The organism is Clostridium sp. CF012 (assembly GCF_018861755.1).
Classification (GTDB): Bacteria; Bacillota; Clostridia; order Clostridiales; family Clostridiaceae; genus Clostridium_AD.
Window position 1 is genome coordinate 1 of record NZ_JAHLEF010000017.1, and the last position, 18,481, is coordinate 18,481.

Consider the following 18,481-nt stretch of genomic DNA (forward strand, 5'->3'; position numbering starts at 1 on the left):
TAACTATTCCTCCTCACTTAATTATTAGATATTATTTCCACAAATACCATTAGTTAATACAAAAAAAATAATGTAGCTAGATTTGTTTACACAAATCTAGCTACATTCCCTCTTAACATAGAAAAAGAGAGTAGAAGGAAATTTATCCGATGCTCTCTCTTTGTTCTAGTTGCCTCTACTTGCTTTAGAATATTCAAAATTCTTAAAATATTTACTTTTCTACTATTAATAAATCTTTCTCAATAATGTGCTCTGATAACCATTTAGCTAGGAATGATAAAATACCCATTATAGCTTCATCATGGTCTTCATCTATTTTAGAAAGATCCAATTCACTTATTTTTTTAATAAATTCAGCATGCTCTATCTTTTGAGTAAACAGTCTTTTGTAATTTATGCTTTCCATATAATCCTCTTCATCTTTGAAGTGAGTAGCTGCATATTGAGAAAGTTCCTGTATTACTTCTATAATTTTGTTATATTTGTCGACTATGTAACTATCTTTTAATAGATTATAAGCATTTTCTCCTAATTCAAATAACCTTGTATGCTGTTCGTCTATAAGTGCAACCCCTAATTTATACTCTTCTTTCATTTCAAACATAATATACCTGCCTTCCTTTTATTTATTATAATTTAATTAAGTATACAAACAATTACCGTGAGTATTTACTTTGCAGAAAATGAATAGTTTTTAACTTTCCAAATCTCAACTTAACCAGTAAGTATCTCTAGTTATAAGATATTCATGAAATACTATAATGACTTATATTGTAACATTTTAACTGCTTATCTGCGCTATTTTCCATTAGCAATTTCTATTATAATTCTACATAAAATAGTCAATCAATGTGATTTCTTCCCAATTAATTGAACATATCTGCATCTTATTAAATTTCACATTCAAACCGATCCCCAGATTAATTTCCCTTCACTCATAGTCCAAATAACATTATACTGGTTATCAATCAATACACAGTCTGCATCATATCCTTCTTTTAATTTACCTTTACTCGTTAAGCCAATCACGTTAGCTGGTGTTTCAGAAGCCATTGTAATAGCATCCTTTAAAGAAATACCATCTTTAACTGTGAATTCAAGTGCTCTATTCATAGTAATTGTACTAGATGCTAGTGTACCATCTTTTAGTCTGGCAATTCCTTTTTCAACAGTGACATTATGACCTCCGAAAATATAGTCCCCATCTCCAGCTCCCATAGCTTGAAGAGCATCAGTGACTAAAACCAGCTTATCTGGTCCTTTAATTTTATGCAATAATCTAACAATTGCTGGATGCAAGTGAACATTGTCTACAATTGCTTGAATGCTTACCTTTTCCTCTTCCATAGCAGCCACAACAATACCTGGATTACGATGATGAATTGGGGACATTGCATTAAAGCAGTGTGTAATATGGCTTGCTCCACACGCAAATGCATCTTTGGCCTGTTCATAAGTAGCATCCGAGTTGGCAATAGAAACAATAACATTCCGCTCTTTTAAATACGAAATTAGTTCAATAGCACCGGGAAGTTCCGGAGCAATAGTGACCATTTTTATTAATGTTCCCGCTTCTTGAAATATTCTATCAACCTCATTAAAATTAGGGCTACGTAGAAATTTTTCATTCTGCATACCTTTATATTTAGGATTTAAATATGGACCTTCTATATGGCTCAAAATGGCATTACAGATGTCATGGTGTTATATAATACCATAAATTTTGCAAAGGAAACAACCTTAATAAAATTGAATAGATAAAATAATATACCTCATTTTCTAGTTCACTATTAGCACTTACTCTTATCCTCAACACCACCATACTTTTTAAGCATTTTCGTCACCTGTTCAAAATCAATAGGCTTGCCCAAATATGCATCCATTCCTTTTTCGATGCACTTTTCTGCATCACCTTTCATAGCGTAGGCAGTCATAGCTACAATGATAGTATGTTTTCTATCCCCCTCTGCCTCACGAATCTGTCTTGTTGCTTCATAACCATCCATCACTGGCATTTGGCAGTCCATAAAAATGATATCATAGTTGCTATTAAAGCATGCCTTGACAGCTTCTTCGCCATTTATGGCGATATCACAACAGAACCCTTTCATTTTTAGTAACTTGATAAATAAAATCCTGTTAACCTTATTATCTTCAACCAGTAATATTTTTAACTTGCTATTATAAATAATTTCCTTTTTGCCTTCCATAATTGAATACTTCGCTGGTATCTTAACTTGCTTGTCTTCACTTTTATTGAGAGTTATAGTGAAAGTAACAGTAGTTCCTATTTTCTTTTCACTTACAAGATTTATTTTTCCATCCATCATTTCCACAATACTCTTACATATTGCAAGGCCTAGTCCAGTCCCACCATATTTTCTTGTAGAAGATGAATCCGCTTGTATAAATGGTGTAAAAAGCTTATTAATTTCTTGCTCAGTCATTCCGATACCCGTGTCCTTTACAGTGAATAATACTTCTATAATCTCATCAGTTTCCTTGTTTAAGAAGGCTTCAATAAACACTTCACCATTATCCGTAAATTTTACTGCATTACTTACCAGATTACTAATGACCTGTCTTATCTTTGTGGGATCCCCTACTACAAACTGAGGAATGTCTGGCCTGATAAGTATATTAAGTTTAAGACCTTTTTCCTCTGCTCTGGTATTGAAAAAAATTACAGCCTTTTCTATAGTTGAATATATATCAAATGAAATATGCTCAAGTTCTAGTTTGCCTGCTTCAATTTTTGAGATGTCAAGAATATCATTGACAACCGTAAGCAAACTATCTGTGGATGTTTTCATAATATCTATAAATTCCAGCTGTTCACTATTTAGCTCTGTATTCTCAAGCAGCTGTAAAAATCCTACAATTCCATTCATTGGAGTTCTGATTTCATGACTCATATTGGCAAGAAATAGGCTCTTTGCTATATTTGCAGCTTCTGCTTCTTGTTTTGCTTTTATTATTTCATTTTGTTCTAGTTTTCGCTGGGTGATGTCAGTAAAGGTTACTACTGCACCAATAACTTTCCCGTCATAATACTGAGGATAGGAGAAATATTGTACGGGGAAACAGGTACCATCAGCCCGCCAGAATACATCGTCCTCCACATGGGTGCGTTCACCTTTAACGATTGCGTTTAAAACTTTACATCCCTCCATTGGGAAGTTTGTTCCATCTGAACGCTTATAATGAATCTGCCAATGCATGCTTTTTCCCATTATCTCCTCTTGATGTTTGTATCCAAGCATGCGGAGACAGCTGGTGTTGCAGAAGGTAGCATTTCCTTTCAAATCCAAACCATATATTCCTTCGGCAGTAGAGTCTAGAAGAAGTCGTATATTTCCCTCGCTCTCCTTTAGTGCACCGTTTGCTTTCTCAAGTTCTACCGTTCTCTCTTTTACTTTCTCCTCAAGATTATTGATGAGTATATATAATTGCTCTGCCATTTTGTTGAATGCCTTTGATAATTTTCCAGTCTCGTCATTTCTGAAAACCTTCGCTCTCTGTAAGAGGTCTCCCTTTGAAAATTTTTCTGTAGTATTTATCAAATTATAGGTGGGTTTTAGAATTATCTCTGTGATCTTCATATATATTAGTATGGATATAATAAGTGCAATAATTGAGAATACTATTGAAATACGAATACTTTTTATCATATCTACTGTAAACTGACTTTCAGGAATACCTGTTATAATCAGCCAATCTAAGCCTTCCTTTTTATAATCCGTTAGATTTATATGTAGCCTATCATTTTTAGTTTTTACTGTAAAACTACTATTTGAATTGTTTTTGTAATTTTGATATGCCTCTATTATAGATCTATTGTCAATCTCTTCAACTTTTATTCTCTCTACTTTGCCATCTGCAAGAATTTTGAAATTAGGCATATCAAGTGAATTTGCAACAAGTTCCCCTGTATTTTTTTCCACAATATAAGAAATGGCACTCTTGTCTTTTATAATTTCTTTCAAATAAACATTTATTTTTGAAAGAATAATATGTGTCCCGAGTACTCCTTGAAGTACACCGTCTTTATTATAAATTGGATAAGCAGCTGAAATTGTCAAATCATTCATAAAAAAATGTTTATATGCTGGAGAAAATACCGGTTTTTGTTTTTCTTTCGCGATTTTATACCAATCTCTTGTACGGGGGTCGAATTTCCCTGCATCCACCGAAAATTTTCCTGCGGTCAAATCATTATTTATAGCATAGTACCAGGAATTCCCTTTAGTTTCAGCATCATTTTTCATCATCTCAAGTTCATTTTTTTCGTTCCTACGGGCACCATAATATTCACCATTTTCGGTGCCGTAACTGAAACTATATACTTCCTGGTTATTTGATTTAAGAACTCCTACAAAAAATTTTTCACTCTCAACCTTATTGTAAATATCCACGATTTTATTTTCCATTAAATTATGATTTGATTTATTTATCAGCAAAGGAACATTAATGAATGTTTCTATTTTATTTGAAATCTCTTTACTTGTATCATTCACCATTTCACTAATAATATTATTTGTAGATGCTCTCCAATTTGAAAACAGTGTAAAACATATTATAAAAATCGTAGTTGCCATAAGCATAATAAATGAACTAATAATTATGGTCCTTATTGAAATACTTCTTCTATCCATTTTTACCTCCGATATGCTCATGAACTTAAATTTTGTCTTTTTTCAAAAAAACAAAATAATATATTGAAATTCATTATATTCTAAACTACTCTATAACTGCCACCTGCTTTGGCTTGATATATTTTTTTGTCAGCAAGCTCAATTATTTCGTCAACATTTAGACATTCATTCTCATTACAAACTGTATGAACTCCGAAGCTACATGTCAACTGAATTCGTTCATTCCCAATATTAAATTTCTTTTTCATAACACTCTTTCTAATCCTTTCTGCAAGAGCTGTTGCAGAATCACTATCGGTATTAGAAAGGCATATCATGAATTCTTCACCCCCATATCTTGCTAGCCAGTCTTTACTGATACTGATGTGTCTCTTTAACTCTTTAGCAAATTCTAGTAATACTTGGCCCCCTATAATATATCCATATTTATCATTAAGCGTTTTAAAGAAATCCAAATCCACAAATATAACTGATAGCGACTCATTCCTTAATGAAGAGTTTAATAAATCCACAGGTAGCTTTTCATTTATATATCGCCTATTATATAAATCTGTCAATTCATCCTTCACTTCTGCCTGATTCATATGTTCAATTGTAGATAACATCTTCACCTCATGTCCAAGTTTTCCATCTCTCAGATACAAGCTATCAGTAACATCTTTAAACAATTCTATAACAATTTTTTTCTCTTGAATTGATATAGGAATTGCTATTACCATGTAAATCTCATTACCATTATGCTCCATTTTAAAAATAGTATCATCCTCATTGTATGCCCTTATAGAGACACAGTTTTCACAAATAATTTCCTTTTTCCAGAACTCATGACAAATGACATCAGTTTCACATAATTGACTTTCATTCAGCTCAAGAGCTTTTTTTCTCACTGGATCAACAATTCTCATAGACTGATATATTTTTTCAAATAGTTGAAGTTTATCTATAATAATATCAAATTCGTTGATATGTTCATCCCCCATGATAATTGAAACAAAATTACTTCTTTTTATGGACTGCAATATTAACAAATCCATTTCCTGGCTTTTATTTAATAGATCCATATCATCGTGAGGTTCTAAAACTATCAAATTATTAATAGTCTCCCTTAATAACTCCATTTTTTTATTCATTAGCATTCCCCCCCTAATATACACATACCCTTATATTTATAAATTCGCTATAATAATAGTTTATCAACCATTTCTGACAGAATTATGACAAAAAAAAAGAGCCAATATCCAATAAACCCTGGTTAGAACTAGGTTTTAGAGGCTTAATGGTTTTTTTGACTTATTTGAAAATTCATTCAACAAGAATCGACTTATATCTTGTTTTGTATAGAAACTTTTAACTTGGTCTTAGTACTAACTGTCGTACTCTATTCGAGAGATTTTCTAAGTTCGGCATACAGCTTGGCTGTATTACTTGCTGGGGTTACTTCCAACTCTCTTTGGAGTACTTTTGTATATCTATTATACTGTTTAATCAGTGATATTCTGTCCCTTTTAGCAGCATAAACCCGCATTAGGAGACAGTTTACTTCTTCATCGAGTTCATTTCTTATTGCCATCTTTTTAAAAATTTGTAGTGATATAGTAAGACTGTTATTTTTCAAGAGGTAGTTTCCTAGTTTTTTTACAAAGTCCCAATGTACTTCGGAGAGTCTTTCTTTCTCAGGTAAAGACCAGTGGTAATCTTTATCTCCAAAAAGTTGACCTCCAAAAAGCTTTTCTGTTTTTATTGCATCTTCAAGGTTGGATTCATTAATAATGCATAAAGCATTGACTCGGTTGTCGAAGTCTATGAAATCAATATAGATATCTTTGATATCTATCCTATAACTTTCATTGACAGAAATGACTGCTGCTTTCATTTCATGGTGCAGCAAAGCCTTTCTTAATTTATAAATAGTAGTATTCAGATAGGTTTCCGCATTATGCGGAGACATTTCCCCGAAAACATCCTCCATGACTCTCCATTTAGATACAAATTCCCCTTTATTTAAAAGCAGATAGGCTAATAATTCTAAGCTTTTAGAAGAAGTCAACTTCACACTCCCACCATCCACACCTCTAATATCTAGGCCTCCCAAACAATAAACTGATAGCTTGACTGATGCACCTCCATAACTATATGGTAGCGGAAAAATGAGTCTTTCTTTAATCCTTTTTATCGTATGTTCCAACCTTTCCTGGGAAACTGGCTTTACAATATAGTCAACGGCATGTACATCAAAGGCCTCCAGTGCATATTCCTTGTGGGAAGTTAAAAATACAATATCAATTCTCTCGAACTCTGACACAATTCTTCTGGCAAGATCTAATCCGCTCTCCTCCGGCATTTTGATATCTATAAAGGCGATATCCACCCTGTTTTCTTTTATGAATTTATAAGCTTGCGCAGAACTCTGAAAAGCTCCCGCGATCTCAATTTCTGGGACTTTTGAAATCATTTTCTTCATTATAAGCAACATTGATTTTTCATCATCTATTAAAATTACTTTCATTTTATCACCCCATAGTACAATTTATTCACTGATTAGACCCTATTATTATATACTGTTCACTTCATGCTCTGATGATAAAGAGAAATAGAAGGTACTGTCTTCCTCAATGATGATGTCCATCCATCTCTGGTTTTCCCTGCACTGTACAAATTCCTTTAAAATTAGAATGCCCTGTCTTGTTCCTTTCTTTAACACTGTAGGTGCAGTGAACCCTATATGCGCTTCACTAAAGAGTGTTTTAGCCTTATCAAGGTCAATACTTATGCCGGTATCTCTGATCGTAACAATGACCTTTTGTCCTATTTGATGAGTCTTAATGGAAATCAATCCTCCACTGCTAGCGATCTTTACCGCATTGTTCACAAGGTTCCAAAGTACCATCCCCAATATTTCCTTGTCTAAAAAGATGGTAACAACATCCTCAATATTATTCATAATTCTTATACCTTTAGTCAAATCATTTTCACTAAGTGCATTTATAGTTTCCTCAGCAATCTTAATAATATCTCTATAAACTAATCCGTCCTTTTGATAATTTAACCACTCCAGCTGGTTTTCCACCATGAAGAAGGTACTTTTGACCTGTTTTCTTACCTCATATATAATTTCTATATTGTCACTACTGTAATCATCCTCCAGTACTTCCATCATACTTACCATTGCTGCCATAGGACTCCGCATATCATGAGTAACATCTCTGAACAGCTTGTCCTTTAATTTATTTAGTTCTGTAAGTTGCTTAGTAGTACATATTAACTCTTCCTTCAGAATTTCATTTTCGTTTAAGGTCTTATTCATTTTTTTATTAGCTTTCAAGCTTCTTACAAGCAAAAAAATAACTACAAATTGAAACATGACAAAGATAGCGAATATTATATAAATCATAACCGAACTGTGTTCATTAATCAATTGATAAAAGATAGAGTTTTCAGTTTCAGCATTGACTGTGCACCACAATATGTATATAAGTATTCCTATTAATAGCGTTTTCATTGCACGATTCATATCATTATCACCCATTTGTATGCCCCCTTATAATTAAAAAAAGATTGTCGAAGCTGACATAATGATTCCCCCAATCATAGTTTTATTATCCTACGATTGGGGGTCACTTTTCTTATGTCCATTTTTATTTATTTAGTTCACTAGTCACGTAAGTGACCCTTAAAACTTAAATACTATATTATTAGAAGTTAAGCTTTATCTTTCTTACTGTTTCTACTGTTATCTTACCATTTTTTATTACATATAGTCTGTCTGGAATATCAATTATGGCTTCATTAACAACTTTTGTATCCAAAAGAACTAAGTCTGCATTTTTACCTACTTCAATACCATAGTGCTTTAATCCTAAAGCTTTTGCTGGATTGCATGTTATCATTGGTAAAACAGTTGGTAAATCATCCGCACCACCTAAATGTGATACGGGTATTGCAAGCATGGCTATTTGCATTAAATCTCCATTCCCATAAGGGGTGAAGGCGTTTCTTATATTATTTGTTGCTAAGCACACGTTAACTCCACCGTCACGCAATGCTCTAATTGGAGTAACGGCACGTCTTACATTATATTCATCCTTTCTTCCTCCAAGATGAAGATCTGTAGCCGGTAAGCTCATAACATTTATTTTAGCTCTATTCATAAGTTCAATAATCGGGTTAAGTTTCTCTTTTGGTAAAGCTCCTAAGCTTGTAAGATGTCCTACTGATACCCTTCCTTCAAAGCCTTCCTTTATAGTCTTTTCACAAACATACTCTATAGTTATTCCATCTGCATTATCATTAAAATCCTGATGAAGATCAATAGGTTTATTATACCTTTTAGCAATTTCAAAAACTAAATCTATATGCTCTTTTACTGGAAAATCATTGTATGGAATTCCACCTACAACATCTGCACCCATATCCATAGCCTTATACATCATTGCTTCAGTTCCAGGTACTTTGAATATTCCCTCTTGAGGGAATGCTACTACCTGTATATCGATGAAATGCTTAAATTCATTTTTAAGCTTCATAACTGTCTCAAATCCAGTAAATCCTTGCGATGGATCGAATTCCGAATGAGTTCTAATATGAGTAGTACCATTTTTTATAAGCATCATGAGAGCTTTTTTTGCTCTTTCCTCTACATCTTCTTTTGTAAAAGTTGGCTTAAGCTTTCCTGTAACTTCTATAGCTTCCAATAAGGTACCGGATTTATTTGGAAGTCTATCTGCAATTAATGCTTTGTCTAGATGAATATGACTCTCTACAAGTCCAGGTATTAAAACCCTACCTTCTCCATCTATCTCCCTCGCAGCACTTCCTTCAATACTGGCTTCAATAGCAACTATTTTACCATTCTTTATAGCTACATCCCTTAAATCTTTCTGGTCTTTAATTCTAACCTTTCTCAAAATAATGTCCATTAATATACCTCCTTTATTTAAAATAATCTAAGTTTCTAAAATATGAATGAAAGAACTAATAATAATACCAAGCATCCTAAAACCCACTTTGAATTACCTTTAACTACATCAATAACTGGTATTTGAAATCCTGAAGAAAGGGCCTGCATAGTTATGTTAACAAAGCTCATTTGACTACCAAGTCCTACTCCCATTGCAACAAAGCCCAAAGAAATTGGTGAGAATCCAAGTGATACAGCTATTGGTAATACAAGTGTTAATACTGATCCTACATAAGCACCTGCTGGAACTCCTACTAGGAAACCTGCAAGCACTGCAGTAGGAACCACAAGTGTTGCTGGTGCTAGTTTAGCTACACTAACTATAGATGCAAAAGCTCCAGTTGCTCCAATGATATTTATAAATGCTAAGAAGATACCAACACTAAATAACCTGACTAATATATAGCTTGATCCATCAACCATTGAGTTAACAGATTGATTTAGGTTCAATTTAGTACATAAGAAAATCAATGTAACCGTTACTATTGTGTAAACTAATGGTGAAACTAATGCGAACCCAACTAAAGTGTTTACTAAAGGTCCAAAAATAACTGCAGATAATAAGAATATTGCAGGTATTGTATTTTTGAATAATTGTTTGCTGTTCATATCCTTAAATTCTTCACTCTCTTCATCTTTGAATAAAGCGTTTCTCCTCTTAGTTCCGTAGAAAGCAATTATTATTGCTATTACTACAAATGCTATCCAAAAAATTCTCATCTGAGAAACGTAGTCACCAACAGCAATATTCCCAAGCTTAGATACTATGCCTGATTCTAGTGAAGCCGGTGATGTTGTAAATGATACTGCTGCAGCTATTGCCATCCCTGCTACTAACTCAGGTATTACTCCTACCGCTGCAAAAGCCAACGGTGCTATAACCATTGCACTTCCTCCACCTATTCCTGACATATAAGTGGCTGCTGCTTGTAATATTACTATAAAAGCTACGAAGAATTCAACTCTTCCTTTAATTCCACGTCTAACTAGCGTAAGAGCTGAGGTATAACCACCAGATTTAAAAACTGCCATAGCTAGTGCTGAGTTTATTATAGGTACTGTTATATTTAACATAAATGGAATTGACTTTAATAGGAAATCGTTAGCTTGTACAAGACCAATACCTCCTATTATCATTGCCATTACTCCACCAACCAAACCGGCTACAAGCATATCAACTTTCTTAAAAAGCAATATTAATATAATAATAAGCGGTATTATTGTAAGTAATGCCTGTATTCCTTGTGGTGTTTTAACCACTTTTGTTGCTTCTGCAGCAAATACTTGTGCGCTACTAAATAAAAGCATAACCATAAATGCTAAAGAACTTGCCCATATTTTTTTCTTCTTATTCATAAAAATCCTCCTACAAAACTTATTTTTGTATATATGTTTACAAATCATTATTTGTACACAGTGTAATCTATTTCATTTTGCCCCTTAGCAATAATTAGTGCTGTAAATGTATCTGAATCTACGTTTAGAATTGTTCGAAGCATTCCTACGAACCATTCAACCCCCGCGAATAATGCGATGGCCTCTATCGGCAGACCCATTTGTGGCACGATTATTGCAAGAGACACAAGACCCCCACCTGGAACTACTGCATTTGCCAATGATACTAGAGTTGCCAAGGCTGCAATATATAAATATTGTCCACCTGAATATCTAACACCGTAAATTTGTGCTATAGTTACGATTGTAAATGCCATGTGCATACCCGATCCGTTGCTATTAAGTGTCATACCGAGAGGCAATACAAGCTTTGTGACTCTCTCACTTATGCCAAGCTTTTCTCTAGCGTCTTTCATCTCAGTAGGTAGAGTTACAGCTGATGATGTTGTGGCTAGCGCCATTAATGACATTTGCATCATTCCCTTTATTAGCTTTGTGATCTCAATCTTGCAGTATATTGACACAATAACAAAAGAGATTATAAGGTATATAAATGTTCCAAGTGCGTAAGTAGCAAGGTACTTCGAAAGTGGTAGTATTACTCCTACTCCAACCTTTCCAATTGTGGAGGCTATTAGTGAAAATATACCGATTGGTGCAATTTTCATTATGTTTGAAATCATCCTTAAAATTATTTTGTTAAACTCTATGATGACTCCAAGTAGCTTGATGTTTTCATTTTCCATTCTCACATAGCTTAATGCCACCCCAAATAGGATAGCAAATATTATAACTTGGGCGATGGCTCCATCAGCCATAGACTTTATAACATTTGTGGAGAAAAATCCAAGCACTGTATCTGATATTGAACCCATATAACTTGAGTCAATTTTTACTCCTGAAGTTAAAGACTTTAGATTTATTCCAACACCTGGCTTTAACATTATCGCTATAAATATTCCAAATGAGGCGGCTATAAAAGAGGAGCCTAAAAATATAAGGATAATTTTCACTCCTTGCTTTCCTAGTTCCTTAGGATTGAGACTTCCAATCGCTTCAATTATTTGCCCCATTACAAGTAGTATTATGGACATTTGAATTAGCCTTAGGAAAATATCGCCCAATAATTTAATACCCTCAATTTTTCCTTCTGCCAGTGTTCCAACTATAACTCCCAGTACCATAGCAATCATTATTTGAACAGTCATATTTACTTTTTTAAATTTCATAATTACTTTCTCCTTATAAGAGTGTACTTTATAATTATAAATACCTTTAGACTGTAGCTTTTGAATTTACTTAATCTCTAGTTATAACAGTTCCCGCACCTTCGTCAATTTCACCTAATTTTTCAAGGGATGTGATAATTGCAACTCCTGACTTTGACCTCTCAACAAATGCAATGGCAGCCTCGATTTTTGGAAGCATGCTGCCATTTGCAAATTGTTCCTCAGTAATATATTTTCTTAATTCACTTACAGTTACCTTTGTAAGCTTTTCTTGATTTGACTTGTTGAAATTTATATATACATTATCCACGCCAGTTAGAATTATTAGTTCATCTGCTTCAACTAGCTCTGCAAGTTTTTGAGATGCTAGATCCTTATCAATTACTGCCTCAACACCCTCATATCCTTTTTCAGTTAATATAACGGGAACTCCGCCGCCGCCGCATGAAATTGTAATGATATCATTTTCAATTAGTTTTATAACAGCGTCGCATTCAATAATTCCTAGGGGCTTAGGAGATGCAACTACCTTTCTATATCCACGTCCTGAATCTTCTTTATATATGCAAGAATCCTTATCACTAGCAATTTCTGCTTCTTCTTTAGTCAAAAATGGACCGATTGGCTTAGCTGGATTTGAAAATGCAGCATCATTTGCATCTACAGAAACTTGAGTAACAAGTGATACTACAGTCCTATTAATTCCATTTTCATAAAGCACCTTACTCATCTCACTTTGCAACCAATATCCGATACTACCTTGAGTCATTGCAACGCATGTATCAAGTGACATAGCAGGATTCTTAGGAGAATCTGCAGCCTGCTGTTGTAGAAGTAAATTTCCAACTTGTGGTCCATTACCGTGTGATATAATAAGCTCGTTTCCACCGGATGTAAGCCTTGCAAGTTTCTCGCAAGTAGACCTAATAGCAGCCTTTTGGGACTTTTCGGATGCATCGTCAGTTAAAATCGCATTTCCTCCAAGTGCTACTACAATTCTTTTATTCTTCATATTACAACCTCTCCTTTTCTTTAGTGTTATTAAATCGTTTGTACTTCTTTTTCTTTTGCAAAGCTAAATACTATTAAGCCAATTAATAATAATACTGCCGCTAGATAGAACCCAACCTTCATTGATCCCATTTTATCTGCAATCCACCCAGTAACGTAAGGTGCAAGGATCGAACCTGACATACCTATGAAGTTATATGCACTTAGTGTTGTTCCCAATGAGCGTTTTGGCGCATTCTTCATAACGAATGCTACTAATATTGGGTCTAATGCTAATTTTCCTGTCAATCCATAAGCTATTAGTACTACTATTAATAATGTTTTATTTGTAACGAATGCTATTCCAACTACAGAAATCAATGCTAGTGGTACAAGAACGTATATGAATTTTTTTGTAACTTTATATTTATCTGATAAATATGCAAACATTATGGCACCTGGAATTGATGCCCATGGAACTAATGAAGAAATAAATCCAACGCTAGTACCTGCAAATCCTCTTTCTACTCGAAGGAATTGAGGTAACCAAGTAATAATTACAAAGTTTGCATAAATTGAACAGAAACATAAAATGAAACTGACTACCAAATTTCTATTAGTGAAAATTGATTTAAGTGAAACTTTTCCTTTTGCTACAACAACTTCTTTATTTAAGTCCTGTTCAATATTTTTTTCTACTTGATCTTCAGGCCTTATTACTTTTTCTTTTAATAGAACATAGAATAAAATACCTACTATAACTGTTGGTATAGCCATGATAAAGAATGGTTTGCTCCAGTGCTCTCCATTTTCAAGAACTAACTTACTAGATAGTAAAAATCCACCAGAGGTACCAAATGCCATACCACTGTTTATGATTGCTGTTCCAAGTGTCAGCTTCTTAGTTGGAATGGACTCTGTTGCCATAGCATATGCCGGTCCATAGAAAGCACCTTCACCAATACCTGTCAAAATTCTAAATATCAGAAATACGCCAAATGATACTGCTAAACCACTAAAATAAGTTGTAATACCAAATAGAATAAATCCTAGTGCTATTACTAGCTTTCTTCCAAATTTGTCCCCTATAATACCAAAAGGTATTTGTGTTACAGCATATGCCAAGAAGAATACGCTGCTTATTATTCCTAATTGTGCATTACTTAAACTGAATTGCTTACCGATTTGTCCCATTACTGGATTTAAAATAGTTCTATCTGCATACATTACAATCCATCCAAGGAAACATAATGCTACAACCTTCCACCAATACTTTTCTGATACAGGCATTGCTTTGTATCTATCAATTAGTGTAGTTTTTTTTGCCCCTTCCATGATATACCTCCTCTTTACTTGTTAAAAATTTTAATCCTAATAAAAATCCAAACAAAGCGTCGTTTCCTGAAGTATGACCAAATGATTGAACTTTCTCTATTGCTTCTTCTATGGCATCTATGGCATCAATGTCTATCAACTTTACAAGTTGTACAAAATACTCACTTGCATATCCCTCTAATAAGGCCCTAAGATATGCCACACTTATCATAGTTGTTGTGGTTTTAGAAATTCCCAGTTCGAGAGCTTTTATCCATTTATCGGATTTATTAAATATCATAAGTGCAATGGTAAATCCTATAAGAATATCATCCCCGCTGGGTGTCAGTCCTTTACCTCTGCCAGAAAAAAATCTTATTATCTCAAAATTAATATTTAAGTCTGATTTATTAGAATTTAATAATAAATTTACATACTTGCGAGTTTTCTCATCTAACTCAATTCCAATAAGCCTGTGAAGTTTAATATTTTCTAAATAATTATACAGTTTGGTATTAGGCACTTGGCTAATACTACATTTTATTTTGGGAAGCTTTAAATCTACTTCTTCTACGTCTTTATAATCAATACTTATTATTTCATAAATACTATAAAAAATTAACTTATCACCTTTGTTTACAACTATGTCATCAATCCTTGTAAAGTTGAGTATTTTCTTTAACTTTCCTTCTTGTATATTTAGTCCAAATGCAGATAGCGGTGTCCCGATACAACTGATATAAATTAAAGAATCATCAAATTGTATATTAAGCCCATTATTAAATTTACTGTGTACTTTACCTAAACTATGATTTTTTAGATAGAGAGGCAATAAATTGCTCTTTACCTCTCCGTTTTTATTAATCTCATCCCTACTCAACTTCTATCCCCAATTTTTTTGCGTATGCAATTATTGCTTTTTCAAAGCAAGCTAGTGGTGCACGAACTGTTCCAGCTCCTACTTGTCCTACTCCTGGGTTTTTGTGTGCTATTCCCGTATTTATTAGTGGCGTAATGCCAGTAGCTACTACTTTTCTAGCATCGATTCCAAGACATGTTCCCTTGAAATCCCAAGTTGGAATGCTCCAGTTGGAATTGTTTGAAATACAGATTTCATTCATTTCGTTTGATACTTTTAACGCGTCATCAAATCCACCTGCACCTATGAATCTTGTAACTCCAGGGGCTGCTATCATTGCCATTGCTCCCACACCCACTGTCTCTGTGATTGCACTGTCTCCAATGTCTGGATTTGCGTCTTCTGCTGAAAATCCTGTAAAGTATAGTCCATTTGGAGTATTAACTGGTGCCGTGAACCATTCGTCGCCCATTCCACTTATTCTTACTCCGAAATCACGTCCATTTCTAGTCATTGTTGTAACTACTGTTCCACTTGTAACTTTTCTTGCACAATCTACGATGGATTTACCTGTTGCCATCATTATGTTTAAGAAAAATTGATCTGTATCTGCCAAGAATTTTATTACACTATATTTTTCCTTTTGGTCAATATCAAGTTCGACGATTAGCGGTGTAATTTCTTTTAGGAAGTTAAGTGTGGCAGCTATATTCCTTTGGTGGAATTCGTCACCCATAGTAATGGCCTTTGCGATTATTACGTTTATGTTCAATCCATCCTCTTTATTCTTTAGTGCTTTAGATAATACTGGGCCTAATACATCTCTCATCCATTTTAATCTGTTTACAACTTCTTCAGAGAATGCTCCAAATCTAAGCACTTTTCCTATGCCTTCATTCATTATGCAATATCCAATTGAACCGTCTAGTTTATTTTCCACTACTAAAACCGGCATATTACCTGATGTAATTCCTCCCATTGGGCCAACTGCCCCTACATGATGGCATGGTGAGAATTTCACATCTCCGCTTTCTAGTAATGCTCGTGCGCTCTTTTCATCCTCTGCCCAGCCTTCGAATAATGTTGCTCCTATACATGAACCCTGCATTGGACCTGTCATATCTTTGTATTCGATTGGTGGTCCTGCGTGAAGTAATACTTTGTCATTTAAGATTTCTATTACTGATTTTGCAGGTACTACGTCAACTAGAAAAGGTTGTGAATTCTTCATCTTGTCAATTACTTCGCTATTGGATTTTTCTATCTCTTCAATCTTTGAAAGTTTATTTAATAGTTTTATAAGTTTTTTGTTACCGCCTGCTATTGGTTTCCAATCGTATTGCACTGTTTCTCCGCCGTAATCTACGATAGATTCTGTAAAACTTGAAAGTCCGATGTTTATTATACGTGGTTTAGAATTTAAAAGATCCATCACACTCTCACTAGCTTTTGGTAGTGCTTTCTTTTCAATATTTGTTTTTACTACATATTTGTCAGCTTCTTTAAATTCTATTCCCTTTAATTTAAGTGCAAGTCTTACTGCTTTTGCGTTACTGCTTTCTACCAATACTCCGCATTCTTTTAGTGTTCTTAATGATTCTTCATAACTTTGCGGGTCATTTTCTGTACCACAGACAGTGGCTATGAAATACAGTTCTCGTCCATTTTCTTTTGCTGTTTGTATTGCCTCTTTGATTGCGCCAGATAATACACCTGCCATATCTGGATGTGAACCGTAACCTAATACGCAGTCTAAAAGTATTATTCCTGTGTTTTCGTCATCTGCATATTCTTTTATCCTTTTGATTCTAACTTCTGGATCGATCATTGGATGTGGCTTTCCTTGTGTGTATATGTCATCTCCCAAATCCATTACTTCGTACCCATTTGCATTAAGAATATATCCCTCTTTTTTGATTAATCCACCAAGTTCCAATGCCTCAGAGATAAGCATTCCAGCTTCGGCAGCAAGGGTTCCCCCTGAGTAAAGTCCCTTTACTGTTTTATTTGCTGCTAGTGGAGTCTTTACTTCGTATTCTATTTCTTCTATATAATTTGGTTTTACAGGTCTATTATTTGCAAGGTCTACCGCAATCTTTGCAGTTTCTTCTAGAGTATGTGCCAAGTATACATCGCCCTCATGATGATCTGGCTTTTCCCCTAGGAATATAGCAACAACAGGTTTTGTTACACTGTGTAATAACTCTACGATTTCATCTCTAACTTTTTTTGCTGGTGGTTTTGAAATTACTACAATTACATCTGTAGGATCGTGATATTCAAGTCCTAGTATGGCGTCTCTAACTGTTATGGCATTAACCTCTTCACTCAAATCACGCCCGCCCGTTCCTATAGCATGTACAACTCCACATCCCAGTCTATCAATAATTGTAGTAACTTCTTGTATACCAGTTCCAGAAGCTCCAACTATGCCGATATTTCCAGGTCTTACAACGTTTGTAAATGCTATAGGTATACTGGAAATAACGCCTGTACCACAGTCTGGCCCCATCAATAATAGTCCTTTTTCGTGTGCTTTCTTCTTAAGTCTAACTTCATCTTCTAATGAAACGTTATCAGTAAATGAAAATACATTTAACCCTCTGTCAAGAGCCTTTTCGATCTCATCAGCTGCGTATTCACCTGGTATTGAAAATAGCGCTAAATTTGCATCGGGCATCTCTTCTAATGCAGCGTCCAGGTTATTTACACTTTCAACGTTATTTTTCTTTTTCTTAACTGCTAGATCGTTTAGGAACTTGTCAGCTTCACTAAGAACATTTTCTACAACCATTTCATCTGACGTCTCAACTACAATTACCATATCATTCGGGGCTGCACCTTCAACTTCTGCTGTAATAAGCCCACTAGTTTTAAATATGTCTTTATTTGCTTCAGTACCCATCATGATTGAACATTTTGTTACACCATGAAGAGTATTGATTAAATTAGTCAGTAGCATTAGATTAATAGAATCTTGATAACTATTTTTATTAATCACTGTATATAACATTTGCAATCCTCCTTTGTTGTGCTAATATGAATATATCATAGCTTGTATTGGTTTTCATCGGCATAAAGT

Annotated in this window: 13 protein-coding genes; all 13 read right to left on the bottom strand. The window is 34.3% G+C overall.

From position 1 onward, the window contains the following. Positions 1-211: 211 nt before the first annotated feature. The 13 genes from KPL50_RS15180 to fdrA all read right to left on the bottom strand — a co-directional run bounded on the left by KPL50_RS15180 (position 212) and on the right by fdrA (position 18,412). Positions 212-604, bottom strand: coding sequence for a bacteriohemerythrin (locus tag KPL50_RS15180; protein WP_216299381.1), 393 nt, complete (start codon positions 602-604; stop codon positions 212-214). Between the two features lie 299 nt (positions 605-903). Further along, positions 904-1,680 (bottom strand): N-acetylglucosamine-6-phosphate deacetylase, encoded by a 777-nt coding sequence (nagA, locus tag KPL50_RS15185; RefSeq protein WP_216299382.1) that lies wholly within the window; start codon positions 1,678-1,680, stop codon positions 904-906. Between the two features lie 110 nt (positions 1,681-1,790). Beyond that, a complete protein-coding gene (locus tag KPL50_RS15190; RefSeq protein WP_216299383.1) occupies positions 1,791-4,655 on the bottom strand; it encodes an ATP-binding protein in 2,865 nt (954 codons plus the stop codon). Between the two features lie 80 nt (positions 4,656-4,735). Beyond that, positions 4,736-5,785, bottom strand: coding sequence for a GGDEF domain-containing protein (locus tag KPL50_RS15195; RefSeq protein ID WP_216299384.1), 1,050 nt, complete (start codon positions 5,783-5,785; stop codon positions 4,736-4,738). A 248-nt stretch (positions 5,786-6,033) separates the two neighbouring features. Next, a complete protein-coding gene (locus KPL50_RS15200) occupies positions 6,034-7,161 on the bottom strand; it encodes a response regulator (RefSeq protein WP_216299385.1) in 1,128 nt (375 codons plus the stop codon). A 45-nt stretch (positions 7,162-7,206) separates the two neighbouring features. Then, positions 7,207-8,181, bottom strand: a complete 975-nt coding sequence (locus tag KPL50_RS15205; RefSeq protein ID WP_216299386.1) for a HAMP domain-containing sensor histidine kinase — start codon at positions 8,179-8,181, stop codon at positions 7,207-7,209. A 166-nt stretch (positions 8,182-8,347) separates the two neighbouring features. Beyond that, positions 8,348-9,571, bottom strand: coding sequence for an amidohydrolase family protein (locus KPL50_RS15210; protein ID WP_216299387.1), 1,224 nt, complete (start codon positions 9,569-9,571; stop codon positions 8,348-8,350). 35 nt (positions 9,572-9,606) lie between these two features. Further along, positions 9,607-10,968: a hypothetical protein gene (locus tag KPL50_RS15215; RefSeq protein ID WP_216299388.1), complete on the bottom strand. Its 1,362-nt coding sequence runs from the start codon at positions 10,966-10,968 to the stop codon at positions 9,607-9,609. 47 nt (positions 10,969-11,015) lie between these two features. Further along, positions 11,016-12,236, bottom strand: coding sequence for a dicarboxylate/amino acid:cation symporter (locus KPL50_RS15220; protein WP_216299389.1), 1,221 nt, complete (start codon positions 12,234-12,236; stop codon positions 11,016-11,018). A gap of 70 nt (positions 12,237-12,306) precedes the next feature. Further along, entirely contained in the window at positions 12,307-13,248 is a 942-nt protein-coding gene (arcC, locus tag KPL50_RS15225; protein ID WP_216299390.1) for a carbamate kinase, read from the bottom strand. A 29-nt stretch (positions 13,249-13,277) separates the two neighbouring features. Continuing rightward, entirely contained in the window at positions 13,278-14,561 is a 1,284-nt protein-coding gene (locus tag KPL50_RS15230) for an MFS transporter (protein WP_216299391.1), read from the bottom strand. Further along, on the bottom strand, positions 14,530-15,420 hold the full coding sequence (locus KPL50_RS15235) for a DUF2877 domain-containing protein (RefSeq protein WP_216299392.1): 891 nt from the start codon (positions 15,418-15,420) through the stop codon (positions 14,530-14,532). Before KPL50_RS15235 ends, KPL50_RS15230 begins: the two co-directional genes overlap by 32 nt. Beyond that, positions 15,413-18,412, bottom strand: a complete 3,000-nt coding sequence (gene fdrA / locus KPL50_RS15240; RefSeq protein ID WP_216299393.1) for a DUF1116 domain-containing protein — start codon at positions 18,410-18,412, stop codon at positions 15,413-15,415. Before fdrA ends, KPL50_RS15235 begins: the two co-directional genes overlap by 8 nt. Between the last annotated feature and the right edge of the window lie 69 nt (positions 18,413-18,481).